General features: G+C 59.5%; 18 protein-coding genes. 17 read left to right on the forward strand and 1 reads right to left on the reverse strand.

Annotated features, from left to right (window positions below; translation table 11 throughout):
• The first annotated feature begins 17 nt into the window (after positions 1-17).
• From J3352_RS00110 to J3352_RS00175, 14 genes are all read left to right on the forward strand, one after another.
• Positions 18-3,710, forward strand: coding sequence for a phosphoribosylformylglycinamidine synthase (locus tag J3352_RS00110; RefSeq protein ID WP_207700486.1), 3,693 nt, complete (start codon positions 18-20; stop codon positions 3,708-3,710).
• Between the two features lie 140 nt (positions 3,711-3,850).
• On the forward strand, positions 3,851-5,296 hold the full coding sequence (gene purB, locus J3352_RS00115) for an adenylosuccinate lyase (protein ID WP_035393994.1): 1,446 nt from the start codon (positions 3,851-3,853) through the stop codon (positions 5,294-5,296).
• 195 nt (positions 5,297-5,491) lie between these two features.
• Positions 5,492-6,199, forward strand: coding sequence for a pseudouridine synthase (locus tag J3352_RS00120; protein WP_005932211.1), 708 nt, complete (start codon positions 5,492-5,494; stop codon positions 6,197-6,199).
• 258 nt (positions 6,200-6,457) lie between these two features.
• Positions 6,458-7,543 (forward strand): CdaR family transcriptional regulator, encoded by a 1,086-nt coding sequence (locus tag J3352_RS00125; protein ID WP_005932217.1) that lies wholly within the window; start codon positions 6,458-6,460, stop codon positions 7,541-7,543.
• A 104-nt stretch (positions 7,544-7,647) separates the two neighbouring features.
• Complete coding sequence (gene ftsE / locus J3352_RS00130; protein ID WP_082210781.1) at positions 7,648-8,379, forward strand: cell division ATP-binding protein FtsE; 732 nt, start codon at positions 7,648-7,650, stop codon at positions 8,377-8,379.
• Entirely contained in the window at positions 8,376-9,284 is a 909-nt protein-coding gene (locus tag J3352_RS00135; protein WP_097770602.1) for an ABC transporter permease, read from the forward strand. The genes ftsE and J3352_RS00135 overlap by 4 nt, the downstream gene beginning before the upstream one ends.
• Before the next feature lie 18 nt (positions 9,285-9,302).
• Positions 9,303-10,610 (forward strand): murein hydrolase activator EnvC, encoded by a 1,308-nt coding sequence (locus J3352_RS00140; RefSeq protein WP_179860368.1) that lies wholly within the window; start codon positions 9,303-9,305, stop codon positions 10,608-10,610.
• Between the two features lie 157 nt (positions 10,611-10,767).
• A complete protein-coding gene (locus tag J3352_RS00145) occupies positions 10,768-12,153 on the forward strand; it encodes a S41 family peptidase (protein ID WP_156066275.1) in 1,386 nt (461 codons plus the stop codon).
• A gap of 167 nt (positions 12,154-12,320) precedes the next feature.
• Positions 12,321-13,175 (forward strand): 16S rRNA (adenine(1518)-N(6)/adenine(1519)-N(6))-dimethyltransferase RsmA, encoded by an 855-nt coding sequence (gene rsmA / locus J3352_RS00150; protein ID WP_097770604.1) that lies wholly within the window; start codon positions 12,321-12,323, stop codon positions 13,173-13,175.
• A 451-nt stretch (positions 13,176-13,626) separates the two neighbouring features.
• Positions 13,627-15,657 carry an ABC transporter substrate-binding protein gene (locus J3352_RS00155; RefSeq protein ID WP_156066273.1) on the forward strand — a complete coding sequence of 677 codons (2,031 nt, stop codon included), beginning with the start codon at positions 13,627-13,629 and terminating at the stop codon, positions 15,655-15,657.
• A gap of 54 nt (positions 15,658-15,711) precedes the next feature.
• Positions 15,712-16,662 (forward strand): ABC transporter permease, encoded by a 951-nt coding sequence (locus J3352_RS00160; protein ID WP_156066271.1) that lies wholly within the window; start codon positions 15,712-15,714, stop codon positions 16,660-16,662.
• Positions 16,662-17,603, forward strand: a complete 942-nt coding sequence (locus tag J3352_RS00165) for an ABC transporter permease (protein WP_156066268.1) — start codon at positions 16,662-16,664, stop codon at positions 17,601-17,603. Before J3352_RS00160 ends, J3352_RS00165 begins: the two co-directional genes overlap by 1 nt.
• Positions 17,604-17,623: 20 nt before the next feature.
• A complete protein-coding gene (locus tag J3352_RS00170) occupies positions 17,624-18,679 on the forward strand; it encodes an ABC transporter ATP-binding protein (protein ID WP_005932249.1) in 1,056 nt (351 codons plus the stop codon).
• A complete protein-coding gene (locus J3352_RS00175) occupies positions 18,672-19,613 on the forward strand; it encodes an ATP-binding cassette domain-containing protein (RefSeq protein ID WP_156057481.1) in 942 nt (313 codons plus the stop codon). The genes J3352_RS00170 and J3352_RS00175 overlap by 8 nt, the downstream gene beginning before the upstream one ends.
• 154 nt (positions 19,614-19,767) lie before the next feature.
• Here the strand turns inward: J3352_RS00175 and J3352_RS00180 are convergent, their stop codons facing one another.
• Positions 19,768-21,783 (reverse strand): ABC transporter substrate-binding protein, encoded by a 2,016-nt coding sequence (locus tag J3352_RS00180; RefSeq protein ID WP_156066266.1) that lies wholly within the window; start codon positions 21,781-21,783, stop codon positions 19,768-19,770.
• 359 nt (positions 21,784-22,142) lie between these two features.
• Between J3352_RS00180 and J3352_RS00185 the strand changes: the two genes are divergently transcribed.
• From J3352_RS00185 to J3352_RS00195, 3 genes are all read left to right on the forward strand, one after another.
• Positions 22,143-22,565: a hypothetical protein gene (locus tag J3352_RS00185; RefSeq protein WP_099357215.1), complete on the forward strand. Its 423-nt coding sequence runs from the start codon at positions 22,143-22,145 to the stop codon at positions 22,563-22,565.
• A 12-nt stretch (positions 22,566-22,577) separates the two neighbouring features.
• Positions 22,578-25,175 carry a translation factor GTPase family protein gene (locus J3352_RS00190; RefSeq protein ID WP_156066264.1) on the forward strand — a complete coding sequence of 866 codons (2,598 nt, stop codon included), beginning with the start codon at positions 22,578-22,580 and terminating at the stop codon, positions 25,173-25,175.
• 164 nt (positions 25,176-25,339) lie between these two features.
• Positions 25,340-26,233, forward strand: a complete 894-nt coding sequence (locus J3352_RS00195) for an NAD(P)H-hydrate dehydratase (protein WP_097772382.1) — start codon at positions 25,340-25,342, stop codon at positions 26,231-26,233.
• The last annotated feature ends 25 nt before the right edge of the window (positions 26,234-26,258 follow it).

Raw genomic sequence — 26,258 nt, forward strand, 5'->3', positions numbered from 1 at the left:
AAGAGGGGGATTCACCCATGGTCTATCGTATTTATGTAGAAAAGAAGCCCGGCTTTGATGTGGAAGCCCAGGGCCTGAAAAATGAGCTGGTGAGCTTGCTGGGCATCCAGTCCCTGAGCGGCCTGCGCCTGCTGAACCGCTATGACGTGGAGGGCATCGATGAGGCACTGTTCAACCAGTGCGCTACCACCGTGTTCAGTGAGCCGCCGGTGGACAACACCTATGCGGAGCTGCCTGAATTCGAGGGTATTTCCTTTGCTGTGGAGTACCTGCCCGGCCAGTTCGACCAGCGCGCCGATTCTGCCGCCGAGTGCATCCAGCTCATCAGCCAGGGCGAGCGCCCGCTGGTCCGCTCTGCCCGTGTCTACCTGCTGGAGGGTTCCCTGACCGAGGAGCAGGTGGCAGAGATCAAGAAGTACGTCATCAACCCGGTGGAGGCCCGCGAGGCTTCGCTGGAGACCAAAGCCACCCTGAAGATGGAGTATCCCGTGCCCACCGCTGTGGCCACGCTGGAGGGCTTCAACGAGCTGGACGAAGAGGGCCTGAAGAAGTTCATCGACGAAAAGGGTCTGGCCATGGACCTGGGCGATATCAAGTTCTGCCAGGAGTACTTCCGCTCTGAGCACCGCGACCCCACCATCACCGAGATCAAGATGATCGACACCTACTGGTCCGATCACTGCCGCCACACCACCTTCGGCACCATTCTGGATGATGTCCAGATCGACGATGCCGTGGTGCAGGCAGCGTTTGACCGCTACATGGCCATGCGCGCCGACCTGGGCCGCGAGGAGAAGCCCCGCTGCATGATGGATCTTGCCACCATCGGTGCCAAGGAGCTGAAGAAGCAGGGCATCCTCAAGAATCTGGACGAATCCGAGGAGATCAACGCCTGCACCGTCAAGATCAAGTGCGATGTGAACGGCAAGGATGAGGACTGGCTCTTCCTCTTTAAGAACGAGACCCACAACCATCCCACCGAGATCGAGCCCTTCGGCGGTGCGGCCACCTGCATCGGCGGTGCCATCCGCGACCCGCTGTCCGGCCGCAGCTATGTCTATCAGGCCATGCGTGTAACCGGCGCAGGCGACCCGCTCAAGCCTGTCAGCGAGACCCTGCCCGGCAAGCTGTCCCAGCGCAAGCTGGTGACCACTGCCGCTGCTGGTTACTCCTCCTACGGCAACCAGATCGGCCTTGCCACCGGCCAGGTGGATGAGATCTACCACCCCGGCTATGTGGCAAAGCGGATGGAGATCGGCGCTGTGGTGGGTGCGACTCCCGCTTCCCATGTCCGCCGCGAGTGCCCCGCCCCCGGGGATGTCATCGTCCTGCTGGGCGGCCGCACCGGCCGCGACGGCATCGGCGGTGCCACCGGCTCCTCCAAGGCCCACAATCTGGGCAGCCTGGACCACTGCGGTGCCGAGGTGCAGAAGGGCAATGCGCCCATCGAGCGCAAGCTCCAGCGCCTGTTCCGCCGTGAGGATGCCTGCAAGATGATCAAGCGCTGCAACGACTTTGGTGCGGGCGGCGTTTCCGTTGCCATCGGCGAGCTGGCCGACGGCCTGTATATCGACCTGAACAAGGTCACCAAGAAGTATGACGGCCTGGACGGCACTGAGCTGGCCATCAGCGAGAGCCAGGAGCGCATGGCTGTGGCCCTTGCCCCCGAGGATGTGGACAAGTTCATCGCCATTGCCACCGAGGAGAACCTTGAGGCGACCCCCGTGGCAAAGGTCACCGAGGAAAAGCGCCTGAACATGGTGTGGAACGGCGTGTCCATCGTCAACATCAGCCGTGAGTTCCTGAACTCCAACGGTGCGGAGAAGCACCAGAACGTCCATGTGGAGCAGGGTACCGTCTGGCAGCCCCAGTGGGCCGGCATCACCTTCAGCCAGAAGATGAAGAACATGGTGGGCGACCTGAACATCTGCAGCAAGAAGGGCCTTTCTGAGCGGTTCGACAGCACCATTGGTGCCGCCACCGTCCTGATGCCCTTTGGCGGTGCTTACCAGCTGACCCCCCAGAACGCCATGGTGGCAAAGCTGCCCGTGGATGGCGAGACCAACACCTGCTCCGGCATGGCCTGGGGCTACAACCCCTACCTGATGAGCGCCAACCAGTATATCGGCGCACGGATGGCCGTGGTGGACAGCGTCACCAAACTGGTGGCCTCCGGCTTCCGCTATGAGGATGCCTACCTGACCTTCCAGGAGTACTTTGAGCGCCTGGGCACCAAGCCCGAGCGCTGGGGCAAGCCGCTGGCCGCTCTGCTGGGTGCTCTGGATGCCCAGATGGGTCTGGGCATTGCCTCCATTGGCGGCAAGGACAGCATGTCCGGCTCCTTCGAGCAGCTGGATGTGCCCCCCACGCTGGTCTCCTTTGCCACTGCCATCGGCAAGGCCAGCAAGGTGGTCTCCACCGAGTTCAAGAAGCCCGAGAGCACTGTTGTCCTCATCCGGCCCATTCTGGACCCCGAGACCGGCTGCCCCAACTTCTTCTCCCTGAAGGCAAACTACAAGATCGTGGAGCAGATGATCGAAGAGGGCATGGTGGCATCTGCCTGCGCCGTGGGCTACGGCGGCATTGCCGAGGCCCTGTTCAAGATGGGCCTGGGCAACCGCATCGGCTTCAAGATGCGCGCTGATATGCCCACCCACCGGATGTTCGAGCCCATGTACGGCTCCATCGTGCTGGAAATGGTTTCTGATTCCCCCGCAGGCGAGCTGCTGGGCGAGACCACCAAGGAGTATACCTTTGAAAGCTGCGGCGAGACGCTGGATATGGCAGAGCTGCAGGAGATCTGGGAGAGCAAGCTGGAGCCTGTGTACCCCTACCGCAAGGCAGGCCCCACCGTGGAAAAGATCAACGGCAAGCTGAACGCCCCTGCTGCCCCCAAGATCGGTGTGGCAAAGCCCAAGGTGATCATCCCCGTGTTCCCCGGTACCAACTGCGAGTACGATACCGCCAAGGCCTTTGCCCGCGCCGGTGCCGACCCCGAGATCCTGGTCATCCGCAACCTGACCCCGGCGGACGTTACCGCCAGCTGCGAGGCACTGGTCAAGGCCATTGGAGAGAGCCAGATCGTGATGCTGCCCGGCGGATTCTCCGGCGGCGACGAGCCGGACGGCAGCGCCAAGTTCATCGCCTCCTTCTTCCGCAGCCCTGCGGTCACCGAGGCGGTCCGCGACCTGCTACAGCACCGCGACGGCCTGATGCTGGGCATCTGCAACGGCTTCCAGGCCCTGATCAAGCTGGGTCTGGTGCCCTACGGCGATATCCGCCCCATCACGGCCTATGACCCGACCCTGACCTTCAACACCATCGGCCGCCACCAGAGCATGCTGGTGCGCACCCGCGTTGCTTCCACCGGCAGCCCCTGGCTGTCCCACTGCGATGCAGGCAGCGAGTACGAGATCGCCATCAGCCACGGCGAGGGCCGCTTTGTGGCACCCCAGAATGTGCTGGATCAGCTGGTTGCCAACGGTCAGGTGGCTACCCAGTATGTTGATCTGGAGGGCGAGCCCACCATGGATCAGCGCTACAACCCCAACGGCTCTCTGCTGGCCATTGAGGGCATCACCAGCCCGGACGGCCGCGTGTTCGGCAAGATGGGCCACTCGGAGCGCAGCGGCGAGTACCTGTACAAGAACGTTACCGGCGACAAATATCAGCCGATCTTTGAGGGCGGCGTAGACTATTTCAAGGTTTGATGGTAGAATAGAGAAAAACTCCTTCCGTCATCGCTGACGCGATGCCACCTCTCTCTCCGAGGGAGGCTGAAAGGCCCCCTCCTCGAGGGGGCTGTCGCCGGAAGGCGGCTGGGGGAGTCACTTTCAGGAGGAAACAACCAATGTCACAGCATGATCGTTATATCAGCCCCTTCTCTACCCGTTATTCTTCCGACGAGATGCAGTATATCTTCTCGGATGACAACAAGTTCCGCACCTGGCGCCGCCTGTGGGTGGCGCTGGCCCGGGCCGAGATGGAGCAGGGCCTGACCAATATCACCCCCGAAATGGTGGCCGAGCTGGAAGCCCATGTGGACGACATCAACTACGAGGTCGCCATTGCGCGCGAGAAGCTGGTGCGCCATGATGTGATGAGCCACGTTTACGCCTACGGCCAGCAGTGCCCCAAGGCAGCAGGTATCATCCATCTGGGTGCCACCAGCTGCTATGTGGGTGATAACACCGATATCATCGTGATGCGGCAGGGCCTGGAGCTCATTCGCAAAAAGCTGATCGGTGTGCTGGCAAAGCTCTCCCGCTTTGCTGAGGAGTACAAGGACATGCCCTGCATGGCCTATACCCACTGCCAGCCTGCACAGCCCACCACCGTGGGCAAGCGCGCTACCCTGTGGGCCAACGAGCTGGTGATGGATCTTGCCGAGATCGACCACCGCCTTGCCACCCTGCAGCTGCGCGGTGTCAAGGGCACCACCGGCACCCAGGCTTCCTTTATGGAGCTGTTCAAGGGCGATGCAAACAAGATCCGCGCTGTGGATGCTTCCATTGCCAAGGAGATGGGCTTTGCCCCGGATGCGGTGATCCCCGTGTCCGGCCAGACCTACAGCCGCAAGGTGGATGCCTTTATCCTGAACGCTCTGGCAGGCATTGCCCAGAGCTGCATGAAGTTTGCCACCGACCTGCGCCTGCTGGCCAACTTCAAGGAGATGGAAGAACCCTTTGAGAAGAACCAGATCGGTTCCTCCGCCATGCCTTATAAGCGCAACCCCATGCGGTGTGAGCGCATCTGCGCCCTGAGCCGCTACCTGATGGTGGATGTGCTGAACCCCAGCTTCACCACCGGCACCCAGTGGTTTGAGCGCACTCTGGACGACAGCGCCAACAAGCGTGTTGCCATGGCCGAGGGCTTCCTGGCTGCCGATGCCATCCTGAACATCATGCTCAATGTCACCGACGGCATCGTGGTCTACCCCAAAGTGGTGCACAGCCGCCTGATGGCAGAGCTGCCCTTCATGGCCAGCGAGAACATTATGATGCAGGCTGTGGAAAAGGGCGGCAACCGTCAGGAGCTCCACGAGCGCCTGCGCCAGCACGCCATTGCCGCTGGCAAGCAGGTCAAGGAAGAGGGCCTGCCCAACGATATGGTGGACCGCGTTGCCGCTGACCCCGCCTTTGGCCTGACCAAGGAGGAGATCGTGGCCGGTCTGGTGCCCGAAAACTTTGTGGGCCGTGCACCCCAGCAGGTGGAGGAGTTCATTGCAAATGTGCTCCAGCCCATCTTTGATGCCAACCCCGATGCTGTGGAACAGCACGCTTCTCTGAGCGTTTAAGGGTGTGGCCCGGCAGCTTTCTCCTCGGACACGGCTCGGGCCATTCCATCGCCCGCCCTACTGCCTGCGGCAGCAGGGTCCCACCCCAGCGGACGGTCCTCGGAGAAACTCCCGGTCCACTGAACTGCAAAATCTATCGCTGCGCTCCGCCTTTGGGCAGGGCGCAGCTTTGCTATAACCGGAAAAGGAGAACCTATGCGACTAGACAAATATCTGGCCGAGACGGCCCAGTGCACCCGGAGCGAGGCAAAGACCCTGCTGAACAGGGGACGGGTGACGGTGAACGGCGCGGTGTGCAAAAAGGGGGACACCCAGCTCAGGGAAGGGGACAGCGTGGCGGTGGACGGTGCGCCGCTTGCTTACCGGCAGTTCGTCTACCTGATGCTCAACAAGCCTGAGGGCGTGGTGAGCGCTTCCACCGACAAGCGGGATACCACCGTGGTGGATCTGATCGGGGATGCCTACCCCCGGCGGGAGCTGTTCCCGGTCGGCCGGCTGGACAAGACCAGCACCGGCTTTGTTCTGCTGACGGATGACGGCGGCTTCGCCCACGAGATCCTTGCCCCGAAGCGCCATGTCTCCAAGACCTACACGGTGGTCATTGACACACCGCTGACCGAGGAGATGCGCAGGGGCTTTGCCGAGGGCGTGACGCTGGCGGATGGCACCGCCCTCTCCCCGGCAGAGGTGGAAGCCCTGACCCCGGACGGCCTGACCGTGAAAGTCAGGCTCAGGCAGGGGGTGTACCACCAGATCAAGCGGATGTTCGGTGTGTACGGCGCGGGCGTGAACGCCCTGCACCGGGATGCCATCGGCGGGCTTGCGCTGGACCCGGCCCTTGCACCGGGGCAGTGGCGGGAGCTTTCTGCGGAGGAAGTGACAGCAATTACCACCGGAGCCTGACTGCTTTTCACCTGATTTTCAAAAAAACATCACATTTTGCCGGTAAAATATTCACAAGAACCACGCAAAACAGTGCTTTTTGGGCCTGAAAATACCCCCGAAAGATAATTTCACCAAGAAAGTCAAAAATATTTTGGTGAAATATGTTGCAAAAGTAAATTCTTTTGTGTAAAATAGATAATGTAAAGCGGCGAAATTGTTAAAAACGACAATCTCGCCCCTGCGGCTTGCACAAAAGAGGAAAAGGGGTATCCATTTATGGCCAATAGAGTATTCCAGAGCGTGATCTACCAGATGAAAGATGCCATCGATCGTGTGGTCGGTGTGGTGGATGAGACCGGCGCTGTGATCTCCTGCTCGGAGCTGAACCTGATCGGAGAGGTGCGCGAGGGCTTTATGGCAGAGCGCCTGACGGCCGGTGACCGCTTTGTGCGGGATGGCTACACCTATCAGCAGTTCTCCAGCGCAAAGCATAACGACTATGCCGTGTTTGTGGAAGGCGCGGACGAGACTGCGGGCCAGTTTGCGGCCCTGCTCTCCATCAGCCTGCAGAGCATCAAGCAGTACCACGATGAAAAGTTCGACAAAGCCAACTTCATCAAGAACGTGGTGCTGGACAACATCCTGCCCGGCGATATCTACGCCAAGGCCCGTGAGCTGCACTTTGCCACCGATGTTTCCCGTGTGGTGTTCATTGTGCGCGTGACCTCCGGCGGCGACATCTCCGCTTACGATGTGGTCAGCAGCCTGTTCCCGGACAAGCAGAAGGACTTTGTGTTCAACATCAGCGAGACCGACACCGTGCTGGTCAAGGAGATCCGCAAGGGCATCGACCGCACCGATATGGAGAAGCTGGCTGCCAGCATCGTGGACACCCTGTCCGGTGAGCATTACATCAAGGCTGTGGTCGGCATCGGCACCCCCATCTCCAATGTGAAGGATCTGGCTACCTCCTTCAAGGAAGCCCAGATCGCCATGGAGGTCAGCAAGGTGTTCGACACCGAGAAGCAGATCATCCGCTACGACAACCTTGGCATTGCCCGCCTGATCTACCAGCTGCCCACCACTGTCTGCGAGATGTTCCTGCGCGAGGTGTTCAAGCAGGGCAGCATCGAGAGCCTGGATCAGGAGACCCTGTTCACCATCCAGCGCTTCTTCGAGAACAACCTGAATGTGTCTGAGACCAGCCGCGGCCTGTTTGTCCACCGCAACACGCTGGTGTATCGTCTGGAAAAGATCAAAAAACTGACCGGTCTGGATCTGCGTGAGTTCGACGATGCCATCGTCTTTAAGGTGGCGTTGATGGTCAAGAAGTACCTGTCCAACAACCCGGCCAAATATTAAGCAAACGCTTGCGGCGCAAAGCCGTCGGCGCAGAACCGGCCGCTCGAAACCGATGCTGGCCGGTTCTTTTTGGTTTGGAGAAAATTATTGGGAGCGAAAAACGCATGATAGATTTTGAACACGTTTCAAAGCAGTACAAGCACAACGCAAAGCCTGCCCTGGAGGATGTCAACTTCCATGTGGATGACGGCGAGTTTGTTTTTCTGCTGGGTCACTCGGGCGCGGGCAAATCCACCCTGCTCAAGCTGATCCTGCGCGAGGAGACCCCCACCGAGGGCCGCGTGCTGGTGAACGGGCAGGATGTTGCCCGCCTGCGCCGCCGCAAGATCCCCTACCTGCGCCGTCAGATGGGCATCATCTTTCAGGATTTCCGGCTCATCCCCACCATGACCGTTTACGAGAACATTGCCTTTGCCATGCATGTTACCAACATCGGGCACAAGCAGATCAAGGAGCGCGTGAATTACATGCTGGAGCTTGTCCACTTGGAGGACAAGGCAAAGGTCTACCCCGACCTGCTCTCCGGCGGTGAGCAGCAGCGTGTGGCTGTGGCCCGCGCCCTGGCTCACGCCCCCAAGCTGGTGATTGCGGACGAGCCCACCGGCAACATCGACCCCGAACTGAGCCTTGAGATGATGGAGCTGCTGGAGCGTGTCAGCGAGATGGGCATCACCGTGCTGGTGGTCACCCATGAGCACGAGCTGGTCCGTCACTTTGACCGCCGCGTGGTCACTCTGTCCGGCGGACACATCATCTCGGATGTACCCACGGGCTCCATGATCCCCCACCCGCCCGTAGACCCGAAGGAACTGGAAATGGAGGTGTCGCTGGTATGATGAAGCCTTCTACGTTCGGTTTCCTTGTGGTGCGCGGCGTGCGCAACCTGGGCAAGCACTGGGCCATGACCATTGCCTGCATCGCCTCCCTGAGCGTCTGTATGACCCTGAACACCTTTGCCACGCTGGCGGAAGTCAATGTGGACAGCATGGTGAACTATCTGGGCCAGCAGAACGAAATGGTGGTCTATGTGGACCCCGAAGCCGACGATGCCACCATCCAGTCGGTAGGGGAGCGCATCACTGCCACCCCGGGCGTGAGCCGGGTGCAGTACATGTCCAAGGAGGACGTGCTCAACCAGTACCGTGGGTACATGGCGGATTACGCCGTCCTGCTGGACGAATTTGAGAATGATAACCCCTTCAAGGCCAACTACCGTGTCTCTCTGGCAGACCTGAGCCAGATGCAGGCCATGAGCCAGAACTTCCAGAGCATCCCGGGCGTGTACAGCGTTACCGCCCCCATTGAGATGACCCAGACCTTTGTGGAGGTCCAGCAGGCCGTGACCAAGGTGGGCCAGATCGTGATCCTGGTGTTGATGGCGGTCAGCATCATCACGGTGGGCAGCACCATCCGCCTGAGCGTTTTTGCCCGCCGCCGTGAGATCGAGATCATGAAGTATGTGGGCGCGACCAACCACCTTGTCACCCTGCCCTTTTTTGTGGAGGGCCTGACCATGGGCCTGATCTCTGGTGCCATCACCTCGGTAGCCGGTATCTTCGGCTATGCCTACATCGTGCAGGCCTCCAGCACGCTGGGCGGGTTGTGGCAGCTGCTTATGGGCACCGCCATGGTGCCTGTGGATGCCGTCTGGCCCACCATCCTGACATACAGTCTGGCCGGTGGTGCGCTGGTGGGTGCGCTAGGCAGCATGTTCTCCATCCGCAAGCATCTGAATGTGTAAGCGAAAGGAGCCTTCTCTGTGAAACAAGCAAAACACTCTGCGGGCTTCCGCCTGCACCTCATGTATACCCCCACCCACGCAAAACCCGCCCCCGGGCACAGCCGGGCCATGCGCGCCGCCAGCCTGTTTCTGGCAGCGGCCTGCCTGCTGCTGAGCGTTTCGGTCTACCCGGCCACGGCGGCTACCAGCATGTCCAGCCTGCAGAACAAGCTGGATAAGCTCTCCCAGTCCATTGTACAGCACAAAAAGGAACTGTCCAATGCAAAAAAGAAGGAGCAGGCCGCCAAGGCGCTGGAATCGGAGCTGAAGGAAAAGGTCACGGTGGTTCAGAGCCAGATCAGCGTGCTGAAGGGCCAGATCGCCGAGGTGCAGAACAGCATCGGCCTGAAGGAACAGGAGATCGCCGCCAAGGAACAGCAGATCACCGAAAAAGAAGCGGAGATCGCCGACCAGTGGGGGGATTTCAAGCAGCACATGGCCGCCATGCAGGAGCTGCGGGACGGCGGCAGCGTTGCTATGCTGTCTGCGGTGAACGACCTGTATGAGCTGCTGACCTTCAACGAGGTCATGCAGGACATCTCCATCAAGGACACCGAGATCCTGGACAACATGAAGAACGCCAAGGAAGCGCTGGAAAGCGATAAGCTGACGCTGGAATCCCAGCGCAGCGAGCTGCAAAGCAAAAAGGCAGATCTGGATGCCCAGAACAGCCAGATGCGTGCCAAGCAGAACGAGCTCAACTCCAGCGTGGCCGCCGCCCAGATGAGCGCTGCCGAGGCACAGCAGGCCCAAAAGGACGCGCAGGCCGCCATTGAATCGGACGAGATGAACTATGAGGCGGTCAAGAAGCAGATCCAGAAGATGATCGCTGCGGCCGCTGCCTCCAAGCCCACCCTGAGCTTTACCGGCTTCATCTGCCCGCTCAAGAGTTATAGCCGCATTTCCAGTGAGTACGGCTGGCGCAAGAACCCCGTTACGGGGGTCAACAAGCTCCACGCCGGTACCGACTTTGCCGCCCCGGGCGGCACGCCCATCTATGCAGCCGCCAGCGGTTATGTGCAGGTGGCGGGCTGGTCCAGCGGCGGCTACGGCAACTATGTCATCATCTACCACGGCAAAATGTCCGATGGCAACCAGTACAGCACCCTGTACGGCCACATGCGGTCGGTCGCCACCTCGGCGGGCAAGTATGTCCAGCAGGGTGAGATCATCGGTTATGTGGGCAGCACGGGCAACTCTACCGGCAACCACCTCCATCTGGAGGTCTGGAAGGGCGGCTCCAAGGCCAATGCCGTCAACCCCCGTGGTTATATCCCCATGAAATAATCTGCATTGTATCAAAGGAGGCCGTCAGGGCTTATGAAGGAAGAAAAACGCAAGCGCATCCTGCGCGTGGGCTGTCTGATCCTGGCAGGGATCTTTGCACTTTCCATGCTGGGCAGCGTGGTTATGATGCTGCTGGTCTGACAGAGGAGGGAAAAAGATGAACCGTAAGATATCGGTCGGCATGGCGGTCAGCATCGTCATCCTGGCCATGACCGTTACCTTTTCCATTACCATGCTGGTGGCGATGCGCCTGTTTGACAGCACCGTTTCCAGCGTGAAGGAAAAGGAAAGCATGTACAACAAGATCGCTGAGGTGGACCGCTATGTCCGCAGCAACGATTACTATCCCATCGATGAGACCACCCTCTACGACCGCCTGACGGCTGGCTACCTGCTGGGCACCGGCGACAAGTACGCCCGCTATTTCAGCGCCACCGCCTATACGGAGCTGATGAATACCCAGAACGGCACCCTGATCGGCATTGGCGTGGAGCTGGCTGTGGATCAGTCCGGCTATGCCAAGGTCATCAAGGTCTACGATGAATCTCCCGCCAAGGAGGCCGGCATCCAGGTCGGCAACTACATCACCGCTGTGGACGGCACCGATGTCAAGAGCATGAGCAGCGTGGATGCCATCCAGACCCGCCTGCGCGGCGAGAGCGGCACCACCGTCAATGTGACCTGGCTGGACAGCGAGGCCGCCGAGCACACCGCTGACCTGACCCACTCCGGCTACAGCTCCACCACTGTGGATTTCCAGATGGTGCAGGGCAATGTGGGCTACATCCGGATCCGCCAGTTTGATTCCACCACCCCCAGCGAGCTGGATTACGCCATCCGCAGCCTGAGCGCCAACGGCGCAGGCAGCCTGGTGTTTGACCTGCGTGATAACGGCGGCGGCCTGCTGGACGATGCCATTCAGTGCATCGACCTGATCGCCCCGGAGGGCACGCTGGCCTTTGCTGAGGACAAGAACGGCACCCAGACCCTGCTGGGCACCAGCACCAGCGAATCCCGGATCAACCTGCCCGTGGTCTGCCTGGTCAACGGCAGCACCGCCAGCGCTGCGGAGCTCTTTGCCAGCAGCCTGCGCACCCTGAATGGTGCCCGTCTGGTGGGCACCACCACGCAGGGCAAGGGCACCATCCAGAGCAGCCCCCAGCGCCTGTCCGATGGCAGTGCCGTGGTGGTCACCGTGGCAAAGCTGGTCTGCGGCGATGGCAGCTGCTTTGACGGCACCGGCCTGACCGTGGATGTGGAGCGCCCCCTGACTGCGGATGAACAGACCGCATACTATGATTACACTGTGGAAAACGATCCCCAGATCCAGCGTGCCGTGAGCACTGCCCAGCAGATGAGCGGCACCACCACCGTGAGCGGTGTCAACGAGGCTGCTTCCAGTGAAGCTGCCGACAGTGCCGCCGCCGAGAGCGTAGCGGAAGGGGACGCTGGGGCTGCATCTGCCGAGAGCACTCCGGCAGAGACTGCGCCCGCCGAAAGTGAAGCAGCAGGGGAGAGCACTGCATCCAGTAGTCAAGAATAAGAGAACAACCCTCTCCGTCAGCGCTGACGCGCTGCCACCTCTCCCGAAGGGCGAGGTCTTGGCAATTCATGCAAAGTTTGCGGTTTTGTCAAAAGCTCCCCCCTTTGGGGGAGCTGGCGAGCGAAGCGAGACTGAGAGGGTTATTTTGGAAAAGAAAGGATAGAGCCATGCCCGAACTGACCGACCTGTCTTATGTGCGCGCCCTGTGCGAAAAATATGATTTTGCCCTTTCCAAGGGCTTTGGCCAGAACTTTATCGTCAACCCCGGCCTGCCCCCCAAGATCGTGGATGCCAGCGGCGTGGACAAGCGCTACGGCGTGCTCGAGATCGGCCCCGGCATCGGCGTGCTGACCCGGGAGCTGGCAAAGCGGGCGGCAAAGGTAGTCTCCATCGAGGTGGACGAGCGTCTGCCGCCCCTGCTGGCCGAGACCATGGCCGGTGTGGACAACTTCAAGCTGGTCCTGCAGGATGTGCTCAAGGTGGACCTGAAAGCCCTGATCGCGCAGGAGTTCCCCGGGATGCCGGTGGCGGTCTGCGCCAACCTGCCCTACTATATCACAAGCCCCATTGTGATGAAGCTGCTGGGTGACCGCCTGCCCATCGAGAGCCTGACCGTGATGGTGCAGAAGGAAGCAGCCGATCGTCTGGCTGCCGCCCCGGGCACCCGGGCCTCCAGCGCCATCAGCTGTGCGGTGAGCTATTACGCGACCTCTAAGATGATGTTCACCGCCGCCCCGGGCAGCTTTTACCCGGCCCCCAAGGTGACCAGCGCCGTGGTGCGGATGGAGATCCGCCCCACCCCCGCCGTGCAGGTGGAGGACGAGGAAGGCTACTTTGCCCTTGTCCGCGCGGCCTTTGGCCAGCGGCGCAAGACTGCCGCCAATGCCATTGCCAGCGGCCTGGGGATGCCCAAGGATGCCGTGACCGCTGCCATTGAAGCCGCCGGTTTCGATGCCCGCATCCGTCCCGAGGCCCTGACGCTGGAGGATTTTGCAAAGATCCAGAACGCACTGGCACGGTGACTTGTTTTAATAATTCGGTTTTCCAAAAGCAGGAGCTCTTCGCAAAGCGTGGAGCGCCTGCTCTTTTAGAATATAAAGCAGAAAATACAGTGTCTTTTTGACGAGAACAATTTCGGTTGTTTTGTCCGCAGCATTGTCTGTTAAATTTCCTGCACGCTTTACCATGTAAAAGCAAATATATTTCATCGTTTTTGTGCGGCAGACTTTGCTTTTTGAAGAAAAAGCTGTGTGTGCTCCATTGACATCTTTTTATTTCAATGGTACAATATATGACGTGTTAAGGTTTTGCGGGAGGAGCACAGGTGCAGACAGAGGGGTCTGTTTCTGCGCTCTTTTGTATTCCCTGGCAATACAGGATTCAAAAACCTCCGCAGAATAGTGGGAAAACAGCAGGACATCCCGCCCTGCACCATGCACTGAAGCACGGAATTATTATAGGGAGGAAAACACAATGAACAACAACTACGAGTCTCATGCAATCAGCCGCCGCAGCTTTCTGAAGGCTTCCGGTGTCGTTGGTGCCGCCGGCATTCTGGCCGCCTGCGGCGGCAACTCTGGCAGCAGCTCCACCGCTGCTTCCTCTGGTGCTACCAGCGCTCCCAACACCACCGGCGCTACCCCGCTGAAGGAGTTCATCTCCTGGGAGAGCACCAACCGTGAGCTGGAGAGCTGGAACATGCTGTACAGCCAGATGGCTTCCGACATGAATGTCACCACCAACCTGTGGGAAGGCCTGCTGAGCTTTGACTGCTACGGCAAGGCTGTGCCTTCCGTGGCCAAGGAGTGGAGCCACAATGAGGACTCTTCCGTTTGGACCTTCAACCTCCGCGACGATGTGGACTGGGTGGATGTGAACGGCGAGGTCAAGGCTCACCTGACCAGCAAGGACTTCCTCGTGGGTCTGGAGTGGGTGCTGAACGCAGCCAAGAACCAGGCCAACAACACCTCCATGCCCAACGAGACCCTGACCGGTGCTGCTGATTACTATCAGAAGACCAGCGATATGGGCGATGCTGCTGCCGACCTGACCTACCAGGATATGCTGGATGCAGGCGTGGGCGTTGAGGCTCCGGATGACTACACCCTGGTCTTCACCTGCAAGGATCCCTGCCCCTACTTCGATACCGTTGCTGCCTACACCAGCTTCTACCCCGTCTCTGAGGATCTGATCAACGAGCTGGGCATCGAGGGCTTCCGTGCCTGCGATTACACCAACATGTGGTACAATGGTCCCTATGTGGTGGAGGAGTTCATCAGCCAGAACACCAAGAGCTACATCCCCAACCCCAACTACTATGCAGCTGACGATGTGTCCCGCTTCGACCGCTTCACCGTCACCATGATCAGCGACGGCACCGTCACCTTCCAGCTGTATCAGAACCGTGAGCTGGACGAGATGGATGTGGGCGAGAGCACCCTGACCACCATCCAGGCCGATCCCAACAGCGAGTACAATGCTCAGCTGTGTGAGAAGCGTCCCAAGAAGTTCAGCTACCAGATGCACTTCAACTACCAGAAGAACAACGAGGACGGCACCCCCGACGACAACTGGAACAAGGCAATTGCCAACACTGCCTTCCGTCAGTGCTTCTACAAGGGCCTGAATCTGACCAACTACTATGCCCGTACCAACAAGATCAACCCCCTGAAGTGCGAGAACGACTACTACACCATGCCGGGTGTCTGCTATAACACCCAGGGCCAGGAGTACACCACCCTGGTGGCCAAGGAGATGGGCTTCGACGGCGAGGCTTACGACGGCAAGACCATGATCCGCCTGCGTTCTAACAACGGCGACATTGCTGACCTGAAGAAGCAGGCCATGGACGAGCTGAGCGCCATCGGCGTCACCTTCCCCGTCCACGCTGCTTACCACATCATCGCTGGTTCCACCACCGCTCTGGATACCGCAACGGTTCTGAAGCAGTGCTTCACCGACAGCTTCGGCGATGACTTCATCGTGCTGGACATCAAGACCTACGTCTCCTCCATCACTCAGGAAGTCCGCAATCCTCAGCTGCAGAGCTTCGTCATCAACGGCTGGGGCGCTGACTACGGCGATCCTGTCAACTTCGTTGGTCAGGAGATCCTGCACGACGACAACGCTTACTACAGCTGGTACTACTCCAACATCGCCAAGATCGTCGAGGCCGGCCCCGCTGACTGGCAGAAGGATCTGGTGGCCTGCTACGAGGAGTTCACCGATCTGGTCAACACCGCAAAGGCCATCGTCGATGATACCGATGCCCGCTACGCTGCCTTCGCAAAGGCTGAGGCCAGCATGCTGAACAGCGTTCTGGCCTGCCCCTGCAACTTCGATGTTTCCTGGACTCTGACCCACGCCAACGAGTACAGCAAGATCAACGCTATGTATGGTCCCTGCAACTACAAGGCTGTCAACTGGGAGACCAGCGAAGAGGCTTACACCACCGAGCAGTACGAGGAGTTCGCCGCTGCATTTGACGCAGCTACCAAGGCTTAAGTTCCCCGTTTCCCCGCCCGAAAGGGCAAGAATAAAAGTTAAGGGTTCGATAACATGTTAAAATACACGGTTAAGCGGCTGCTCCAGTCGCTTGTCACAATCTTTCTGATCGCAACAGCAGTTTTCCTGATGATGCGCTGCCTGCCGACGGACTACTACTTCACTGAGGAACAGCTCATGAAGTTTACCGATCAGCAGAAGACCGCCGCTCTGGAGGCTGCTGGCCTGACCGATCCCATCCCCACCCAGCTGGTCAAGTTCTATAACAACCTGCTGCATCTGGATTTCGGCACTTCCCGCCGCATTCAGAACGGTGCCCCGGTGGTCAAGGTCATTGGCAAAAAGTTTGGTGTCTCCATGCGTCTGGGCCTCATCGCCTCCGGCATCTCTCTGGTGGTCGGTGTGCTGATGGGCATCCTGCAGGCGGCATTCAAGGACAAGGTATTCGACTGGATCGGCACGGCCTACACCGTGTTCGTCAACGCGGTCCCGTCGCTGGTGTCGTATTCTCTGGTGCTGGTCTTTGGTTCCAAGTACCTGGGATTCCCCACGCTGTATTCCACCCGCAATGTGGGTGCTTCCAGCGTGCTGCCCATCACCTGCCTTTCGCTGGCATCCATTGCAGGCTATGCCCTGTGGACCCGCCGCTACATGGTGGATGAGCTGACCCGCGACTATATCAAGCTGGCCCGTGTCAAGGGCCTGAGCTCCCGCGAGATCATGTTTAAGCATGTTCTGCGCAACGCCATGGTTCCCATGGTGCAGTATATCCCCCAGTCCATCCTGCTGACGGTGGGCGGCTCCCTGCTGATGGAACGGTTCTTCTCCGTTCCCGGCATGGGCCCCCTGCTGACGGATGCCATCCAGCGCTATGACCTGAACGTTGTGCAGACGTTGGTTATCCTCTACGCTGTGCTGGGCATCGTGGGCGTGTTCCTGGGCGATGTGCTGATGATGGTGGTTGACCCCCGTATTACTCTGACCGGAAAGGAGGAAGCACGCTGATGGCTAAGGCATCTGATTTTGAAGGCAAGAAGCAGGACGAGCTGTTCTACTTCGTGGAATATTCGCCGGAAGAAGCGGAACGCATCGGCTACTCCAACTATTCCTATTGGGGTTCTGTCATCCAGAACTTCCTCAAGCAGAAGGTCGCTGTCTTCTGCCTGATCCTGTTCCTGGCGCTGACGGTGTTCTCCTTCATTGCGCTGGGCATCGGCAAGTATCACTACACCACCCTGATCTCTGATTCCAGCAAGGCTTTCATCAAGCCCAACAGTGAGTACTGGTTCGGTACCGACAACCTGGGCCGTGACTACTGGTGCCAGGTATGGTATGCCACCCAGGTTTCCATCCGTCTGGCTCTGGTGGTCGCCGTGGGCGAGAGCATCGTGGGCGTGATCTTCGGCTTGATCTGGGGCTATGTGCGCAGTCTGGACCGCTTCTTCACGGAGCTGTACAACCTGATCGACAACGTGCCCTATATCATCTATATGACCCTGATCGCCCTGATGGTGGGCCAGAGCTTCTGGATCATGGCCATCTCCATGATCGCCATCAACTGGCTTTCTATGGCGCGCCGTGTCCGCAACATGGTCTTCATGTTCCGTGACCGCGAGTATAACCTCGCGTCCCGCTGCCTGGGCACTCCGCTGTGGCGCGTGCTGACCAAGAACATCCTGCCGTATCTGGTCTCTGTTATCATCCTGCGTATGGCACTGTCCATCCCGGGCACCATCAATCTGGAATCCACGCTGTCCTACCTGGGCCTGGGCCTGGGCATCGACACGCCTTCTCTGGGCCTGATCCTGAGCAAGGTGCGCGGCTTCTTCCTGGATTATCCGTACCTGCTGGTTTTCCCTGCATCCATCGTGTCCATCATTTCCATTTCTTTCTATATCATGGGCAACGCTTTGTCGGATGCGGCTGATCCGCGCAACCACGTTTGATAGATTGGAGAGAGACGTAAATGGATAGACAACCGATTATCTCTGCCAAAGACGTGGAGATCACTTTCAGCCTGCGCGGCCGCAAGCTGAACGCCATCCGCAAGTGCTCGCTGGACCTGTACGAAGGCGAGACCCTTGCCATCGTGGGCGAGTCCGGCTCGGGCAAGTCCGTATTCACCAAGACCTTTGTGGGTATGCTGGATGCCAACGGTATGATTACCGGCGGCTCCATCATGTACGAAGGCCGCGATATGACCAAGTTCACCGAGAAGGATTGGCTGGGTGTCCGCGGCAAGAAGATCGCCATGGTCATGCAGGACCCCATGACCAGCCTGAACCCGCTGAAGAAGATCGGCAAGCAGATCCAGGAGAGCATTGAGCATCACCAGGGTCTGAAGGGTGAGGAAGCCAAAAAGGCTGCCATCGAGATGCTGGGCAAGGTGGGTATCCCCGACCCCGAGCGTCGGTACGAGCAGTACCCCCACGAGTTCTCCGGCGGTATGCGTCAGCGTGTCGTCATTGCCATTGCAGCGGCCTGCCGCCCGCAGATCCTGATCTGCGACGAGCCCACCACTGCACTGGACGTGACCATTCAGGCACAGATCCTGCAGCTGATCCGCGACCTGCAGAAGGAGCTGGGCATGTCCGTTATCTACATCACCCATGACCTGGGCGTTGTGGCAAACGTGGCAGACCGTGTGGCCGTGATGTATGCCGGCCAGATTGTGGAATACGGCACCGTGGAGGAGATTTTCTACGACGCATGGCACCCCTACACCTGGGCTCTGCTGCAGGCTCTGCCGCAGCTGGGCACCAAGGGTGAGGCTCTGCCCAGCGTGGATGGTACTCCCCCGAACCTGTTCAATGAGATCAAGGGTGACGCATTTGCGCCCCGCAACAAGCATGCGCTGGCAATCGACTTTGTGCAAGAGCCTCCGTTCTTCCAGGTGTCCGAGACCCACGCCGCAAAGACCTGGTATCTGGACCCGCGCGCTCCCAAGATCGAGCGGCCGCACTCCATCCAGAACCTGCGTGAGAAAATGGGAAAGATGGGAGGCGCCAACTTAAATGGCTGAACGCGAAAAGCTGATTGAGCTGAAAGACCTTCAGATCACCTTTGGCTCCGGTAAGAAGAAATTTGTTGCTGTCGATCATGTCAACTTTGACATCTATAAGGGCGAGACCTTCTCGCTGGTCGGCGAGTCCGGCTCCGGCAAGACCACCATTGGCCGTGCCATCTGCCGCATCAACCCGACCTCCGGCGGCGACATCTTCTTCAAGGGCCAGAAGATCAACGGCAAGATCTCCAAGGAACTGGACAAGGAGGTCATCCGTAAGATCCAGATGATCTTCCAGGACCCCATGGCTTCGCTGAACGAGCGCGCCAAGGTGGAGTATATCATTGCTGAGGGCCTGCTGAACCATCATCTCTACAAGGATCAGGAAGACCTGCATGAAAAGGTGATGAACGCCCTGCATGAGGTCGGCCTGCTGCCGGAGTTTGCCTCCCGCTTCCCCCACGAGTTCTCGGGCGGCCAGCGCCAGCGCATCGGCATTGCCCGTGCACTGGTCATGGAGCCGGAGTTCATTGTGGCCGATGAGCCCATCTCTGCACTGGATGTCTCCATCCGTGCACAGGTGCTGAACCTGCTGAACGAGATGAAGAAGAGCCGCGGCCTGACCTACCTGTTCATTGCACATGACCTGTCGGTGGTCCGGTTCATCTCGGATCGTATCGCCGTTATCAGCAAGGGCCGCATCGTGGAGCTGGCTGAGGCGGAGGAGCTGTTCCTCCATCCGCTGCATCCCTACACCAAAGCCCTGCTGAGCGCGGTTCCCATCCCTGACCCCAGCCTTGAAAAGCACAAGAAGCTGCTGGTCTATGACCCCTCGATCCACGATTACAGCGTGGATAAGCCGGTCTGGGAAGAGATCGCAAACGGCCACTTCGTGTATGGCAACCAGCGTGAGCTGGAAGGCTACCGCAAGGAGTATGAAAGCCAGCAGTAAGCTGAACCGCTTTCCTGTATTTTAACACAATGACCCCGCCGCGCTGGGAGCTTTCCCGCGCGGCGGGGTCTTGTGCTGTCAGGGAGAAAAAAAGAACCGGACGCTTCAAAAACGTCCGGTTCTGCTTTTTGCGATTGGCTACTGGTTCACGCGATCAGGCCTGAGTGGCTGCGTCGAATGCGGCGGCAAACGCATCGTACTGTTCGGTGGTGTAAGCCTCCTCGCTGGTCTCCCAGTTCACAGCCTTGTAGTTGCAGGGACCATACATTGCGTTGATCTTGCTGTACTCGTTGACGTGGGTCAGGCACCAGGTGATATCGTAGACGGTGGGGAAGATCAGGTTCTCGTCCAGGAAGTAAGCCTCGGCCTTGGCAAATGCAGCGTAGCGTGCATCGGTGTCGTCAACGATGGCACGGCCCTCGTTCACCAGATCGGTGAACTTCTCGTAGGCGGCAACCAGATCCTTCTGGTAGCTGGCGGGGCCATTGTTCACAATGCCTGCGATGTTGGTCATGTTGCAGCTGTAGTAAGCATTGTCGTCGTGAACGATGATCTGGGTCAGGAAGTTGATGGGATCGCCGAAGTCAGCGCCCCAGCCCATGTGGACGAAGCTCTGCAGCTTGGGCGCCACGACTTCCTTCATGGTGGAGGACACGAAGGTGTTGATATCCAGCACGATGAAGTCATCGCCGAAGCTGTCGGTGAAGCACTGCTTCAGCACGGTTGCGCTGTCCAGAGCGGAGGTGGAGCCGGCCAGAATATAGTAGGAGCAGTGAACAGGGAAGGTGACACCAATGGCGCTCAGCTCTTCCATGGCCTGCTTCTTCAACTCGGTGATGTCGCCGTTGTTGGCGCGCAGGCGCTTCATGGTCTTGCCATCGTAAGCCTCGCCGTCCAGACCCATCTCCTTGGCCACCAGGTTGGTGTAGTCAGTGCCGTCAGAGGTGTAGCACAGGCCCTTCATGGTGAAGAAGTCGTTCTCGCACTTCAGGGGATTGATGGGGTTGTAACGGGCGAAGAACTTGTTCAGCACCATGCCCTTGGAGAAGCACTGACGGAAGGCCTTGTTGGCAATGGCCTTGTTCCAGTTCTCATCGGGGGTGCCATCGACGTTCTTCTTGTCGTAGTTGAAGATGAAGCAGTAGCTGAACTTCTTGGCACGCTTCTCGCACAGCTGCTGATTGTACTCATTGGAAGGATCGGACTGAATGGTGGTGATGTTGCTCTCGCCCAGGTCCACCTCGTCCAGCTCGCGGTTCTGATACAGCTGCAGGCTGATGGAACCGTCGCTGATCATGGTGACAGTGAAGCGCTCAAAGCGGCTGACGTTGGCAGCATCGTAGTAGTTGGGGTTGGGGATGTAGCTCTTGGTGTTGCCCTGGATGTACTCCTCCACCACATAGGGTCCGTTGTACCACATGGTGGTGTTGTCGCAGCTCCGGAAGCCATCGACACCCAGCTCCTCGATCAGAGCAGGGGCCACGGGGTAGAAGCTGTTGTAGGCGGCAACGGTATCAAAGTAGGGGCAGGCGCTGGGGCAGGTGAACACCAGAGTGTAATCATCCGGAGCCTCAATGCCCACACCGGCAGCCAGCATGTCCTCGTAGGTCATGTCAGCGGCAGCGTCACCGGCTTCCTTGGTCAGCTCGTAGTACTCGTAAGCGCCCACAATGGTATCGTTGGGCATGGAGGTGTTGTTGGCTTCGTTCTTGATGGCGTTCATCACCCATTCAAAACCAACCAGGAAGTCCTTGCTGGTCAGGTGAGCCTTCACCTCACCGTTGCAATCCACCCAGTCCACGTCGTCCCGCAGGTGGAAGGTCCAGACAGTGGCATCCTCATTGTGCTCCCAGCTGGAAGCGATGGCGGGCACCACCTTGCCGTAGCGGTCAAAGCTCAGCAGACCGTCCCACAGGTTGGTGACCACGTTGGCATCTTCAGCCTTCTGGGTGTACAGCATATTCCAGCTTTCCAGCTCACGGTTGCCGCTCTCAAAGGAGATGAACTCCTTCAGGGGGGTAGCGCCGGTGGAGTTGGGGGCAGCAGCGCCGCTGGCGGCAGCACCATTGCCGGTGTTGTTGGACTTTTCGCCGCAGGCTGCCAGCAGGCTGGCGGCACCCACAGCACCTGCACCCTTCAGGAAGGTGCGGCGATCAAAATTGAAGCTCATTGGATGATCCTCCCAGATCTTGCGCGGACAGAGCCGCGCGTTTTTCCTTTTCCTAAACGCAGTGAGGCTGTCTGCCTTTCCAAAAAGTGCACAGGAAAGACAAAAGTCACACCACTGTATATTTTAGCACTTTACTGAAAAGAAGTCAATCCGCCACAGCATAGAATTGGAAACAAAACGGTGACAAACACTTTCATAGGAAAAGAATATGAAAAAATTACTATAAAATGGAAAGAACTGTATATCTGCGAAGAACAGGCGAAAGAGAGAAACTGTTCACGCAGTGCGCACAAAACAGCTATCTTTTTTCACAAAAACATGATACAATAAAGTGTATCTGTATCAATAAGGAGCGCACCATGAAGAAACTGACCTCGATGTACAAACGCTACATGTTCCACCCCATTTTATATAAGACCGTGACCCGCACCTCCATTGTGGCCGTGCTGATGCTGCTGTGGCAGCGCTATGTCAGCGATGGCACGTTTACCATCTGGGAGGCCCCGGGCTTTCTGTGCGGCGTGGTGCTGCTCATCTGGGCCTGGGTGGACTACCTGCGGCTGGATGGCGTGACCATCCACCATCTGCTGGAGGAATTCAAGGGGATGGGCAAGCGGCAGAAAAAGATCCACTCCACCCGCTCCATCATCGACTATGCGGATGAGAAGATCGTCTCCTTTGAGGAGCTGGAACCCGAGGAGCGCACCTATTGCAGCCTGCTCTCCAATCTGGTGCTGGGTCTGCCGCTGGTCGCTGCTGCGCTGATCGCCAGCGTGCTGTAAGGGGGCCGCGGCATGGAACAAGAGCACAAGCAGCTGGTCATCGGCATTCTGGCCCATGTGGACAGCGGCAAGACCACCCTTTCCGAGGCCCTGCTCTACGGCACCGGCACCATCCGCAAGCTGGGCCGGGTGGACCATAAGGATGCCTTTCTGGACACCGACGCGCTGGAAAAGGCGCGCGGCATTACCATTTTCTCCAAGCAGGCCCTCTTCACGGCGGGCAATACCGATTTTACCCTGCTGGACACCCCGGGCCATGTGGATTTTTCCACGGAGACCGAGCGGACACTGCAGGTGCTGGATTATGCGGTGCTGGTCATCAGCGGCACTGACGGCGTGCAGAGCCATACCGAGACGCTCTGGCGACTGCTGCGGCGGTACCGCATCCCCACCTTTGTGTTCGTGAACAAGATGGACCTGCCCGGCCCGGGCAGGGAAGCGCTTCTGACCCAGCTGAACCGTCGGCTGGGGGATGGCTTTGTGGATTTTGGGGCAGAGCAGGCCGACCGGGACGAGGCGCTGGCTCTCTGCGATGAGCGGCTGATGGAGACGATGCTGGACCGGGGAAGCCTGACCGATACCGACCTCATCCCCGCCATTGCCCGGCGGCATGTGTTTCCCTGCTGGTTTGGCTCAGCCCTGAAGCTGCAGGGTGTGGATGCGCTGGTGGAGGGCCTGGACCGCTATACCCGCCCGGCCCCCGCGCTGGAAGCCTTCGGGGCCAAGGTGTTCAAGGTGAGCCAGGATGAGCAGGGAAACCGCCTGACCTGGCTGCGGGTGACCGGCGGCGCGCTCAAGGTGAAAGCCCAGCTCACCGGAGAGGTCGACGGGGAGCCATGGGCCGAAAAGGCCAACCAGCTGCGGCTCTACTCCGGCGCAAAGTTTACGCTGGCAGAGTGCATCGGCCCCGGTCAGGTGTGCGCCGTTACCGGCCTGACCAAAGCCCGCCCGGGCGAGGGTCTGGGGGCGGAACGGGACAGCGACCTGCCGGTGCTGGAGCCGGTGCTGAGCTATCAGGTGCTGCTGCCCGAGGGCGCAGACGTGCACGCCGCGCTGGGAAAGCTCCATCGGCTGGAAGAGGAGGAGCCCCAGCTCCATGTGGTCTGGAACGAGACCCTGGGTGAGATCCATGTCCAGCTGATGGGCGAGATCCAGCTGGAGGTGCTGAAAAGCCTGCTGGCCGAGCGATACGGGCTGGAGGTCAGCTTCGGCCCCGGCGGCATCCTGTATAAGGAGACCATCACCGAAGCCATGGAGGGCGTGGGCCACTACGAGCCCCTGCGCCACTACGCGGAAGTCCACCTCAAGCTGGAGCCGCTGCCCCGGGGCAGCGGAATGCAGTTTGCCGCCGACTGCCGGGAAGAGGTGCTGGACAAGAACTGGCAGCGGCTGGTGCTGACGCATCTTGAGGAAAAGCAGCATCTGGGTGTGCTCATCGGGGCTCCCCTGACCGATGTGAAGATCACCCTCATTGCGGGCCGCGCTCACCTCAAGCACACCGAGGGCGGCGACTTCCGGCAGGCGACCTACCGCGCCGTCCGGCAGGGCCTGATGATGGCAGACCAGATCCACAAGACCCAGCTGCTGGAGCCGTGGTATGCCTTCCGGCTGGAGCTGCCCTCTGACAACGTGGGACGCGCCATGAATGATATCCAGAACATGGGCGGCAGCTTTGACCCGCCCGAGACCGGAGCCGACGGGGATACCACCCTGCTCACCGGCACGGCACCGGCCTCCACCATGCGCAGCTACCCCATGGAGGTGGTGGGCTACACCCGGGGCAGGGGACACCTGACCCTGACGCTGGACGGCTACCGCCCCTGCCACAATGCAGCGGAGGTCATCGAGGCTGCGGGCTATGAGCCGGAACACGACCTCGACAACCCGGCAGATTCGGTGTTCTGCGCCCACGGGGCCGGATTTGTGGTGCCCTGGGAGCAGGTGCGCAGCCACATGCATGTAGACAGCGGCTGGGGCAAGACTGCAAAGACCGAGGAAGCGGTGCAGGCCCGTCCCCGCCGGATGGCCGCCTACCGCGCTACTTTGGAAGAGGATGCTGAGCTGCTGAAGATCTTTGAACAGACCTATGGGCCCATCAAGCGGGACCCGCTGGCGGCGTTCCGCCCCACCCAGAAGCGGGAACGCCCCGATTTTAACGCCGAGCAGTGGGAGATCCAGCCCGAATACCTGCTGGTGGACGGCTACAACATCATCTTTGCATGGGACGAGCTGAACGCACTCTCCAAAGAAAGCCTGGAAGCGGCCCGCCACAGGCTGATGGACATCCTCTGTAACTATCAGGGCTTTAAGAAGTGCGTGCTCATCCTTGTGTTTGATGCCTACCGTGTGCCGGGCAGCCCCGGCAGCATAGAGCAGTACCACAATATCCATGTGGTCTACACCCGGGAAGCCGAGACCGCTGATATGTTCATCGAGCGTGTCACCCATGAGATCGGCAAGGGCCGCCGCGTCCGTGTGGCCACCTCCGATGGCATGGAACAGGTCATCATTCTGGGCCATGGTGCCCTCCGTGTCTCTGCCCGCATGTTCCATGAAGAGGTGCAGGAGGCGGAGAAGGAGATCCGGAGGTATTTGCAGGGGGAAGGGTAACATCCTCGCCCTCTCCGTCAGCGCTTACGCGCTGCCACCTCTCCCAAAGGGAGAGGCAATGCTGCCTTTATCCAAAACCCGCAATAGGCTCCCCCTTTGGGGGAGCTGGCAAAGCCGTAAGGCTTTGACTGAGAGGGCGAAATCTCACCCGAAAGGAGTCGCCTATGTTCGAAACAACTTCTGATTTTGTCTGGCAGGCCATCCAGCCCCGTCCCCGGGATGCGCATAAGGGGACCTTTGGCTCCGTGCTGGCAGTGGCGGGCAGTGCGTCCTACCGGGGCGCGGCGGCGCTGGCCGTGGAAGGTGCCCTGCGCACAGGGGCCGGTATCGTTACGCTGGCAAGTGTGGAACCGGTGCTGGCGGCAGTGGCCGCTCGCCTGCCCGAGTGCTGTCTCTGCCCCTGCGAAGCGGGGGCCGAGGGCGGCATCTCGCCCCAGAATATCGACCGCATCCGGCGGCAGAAGGCCTCTGTCCTGCTGGTGGGCCCCGGGCTGGGCTATACGGCCCAGAGTGCGGCCCGTGCCGCCGAGACCCGAGCGCTGGTAAAAACACTCCTGCCCGGTTTTTCCGGCAGTGCAGTGCTGGATGCGGACGGCCTGAACGCCGCCGCTGACCTGCTCCAAACGGAAAAAATACTTCATCCTCAAGGAGAACTGATTTTAACGCCCCACCCCGGCGAGATGGCCCGGCTGACCGGGCGCTCTGCGGCAGAGATCAATGCGGACCGGGAAGGCACGGCGCTGCGCTATGCGAAAGTATGGAATGCTGTGGTGGTGCTGAAGGGGGCACATACCGTCATTGCAGGGCCGGATGGCCGCTGTGCGGTCAATCCCACCGGCAACCCGGGGCTTTCCCGGGGCGGCAGCGGGGATGTGCTGGCGGGCATGACCAGCGCCCTGCTGGCCTGCGGTCTGCCTGCCTTTGAGGCCGCTGCCTGTGCCGTTTATCTCCACGGTGCAGCTGCCGACCGTGCCGCTGCCCTGCACGGGGAAACCGGGATGCTCCCGCATGATCTGCTGGATGCGCTGGGGACCCTGTTTGCCGAAAACGGGCGCTGAGCAAGGGGACGATCCCATCAAGAAA

It is taken from the genome of Faecalibacterium sp. Marseille-Q4164 (genome assembly GCF_017377545.1).
GTDB classification, from domain to species: Bacteria; Bacillota; Clostridia; order Oscillospirales; family Ruminococcaceae; genus Faecalibacterium; species Faecalibacterium duncaniae.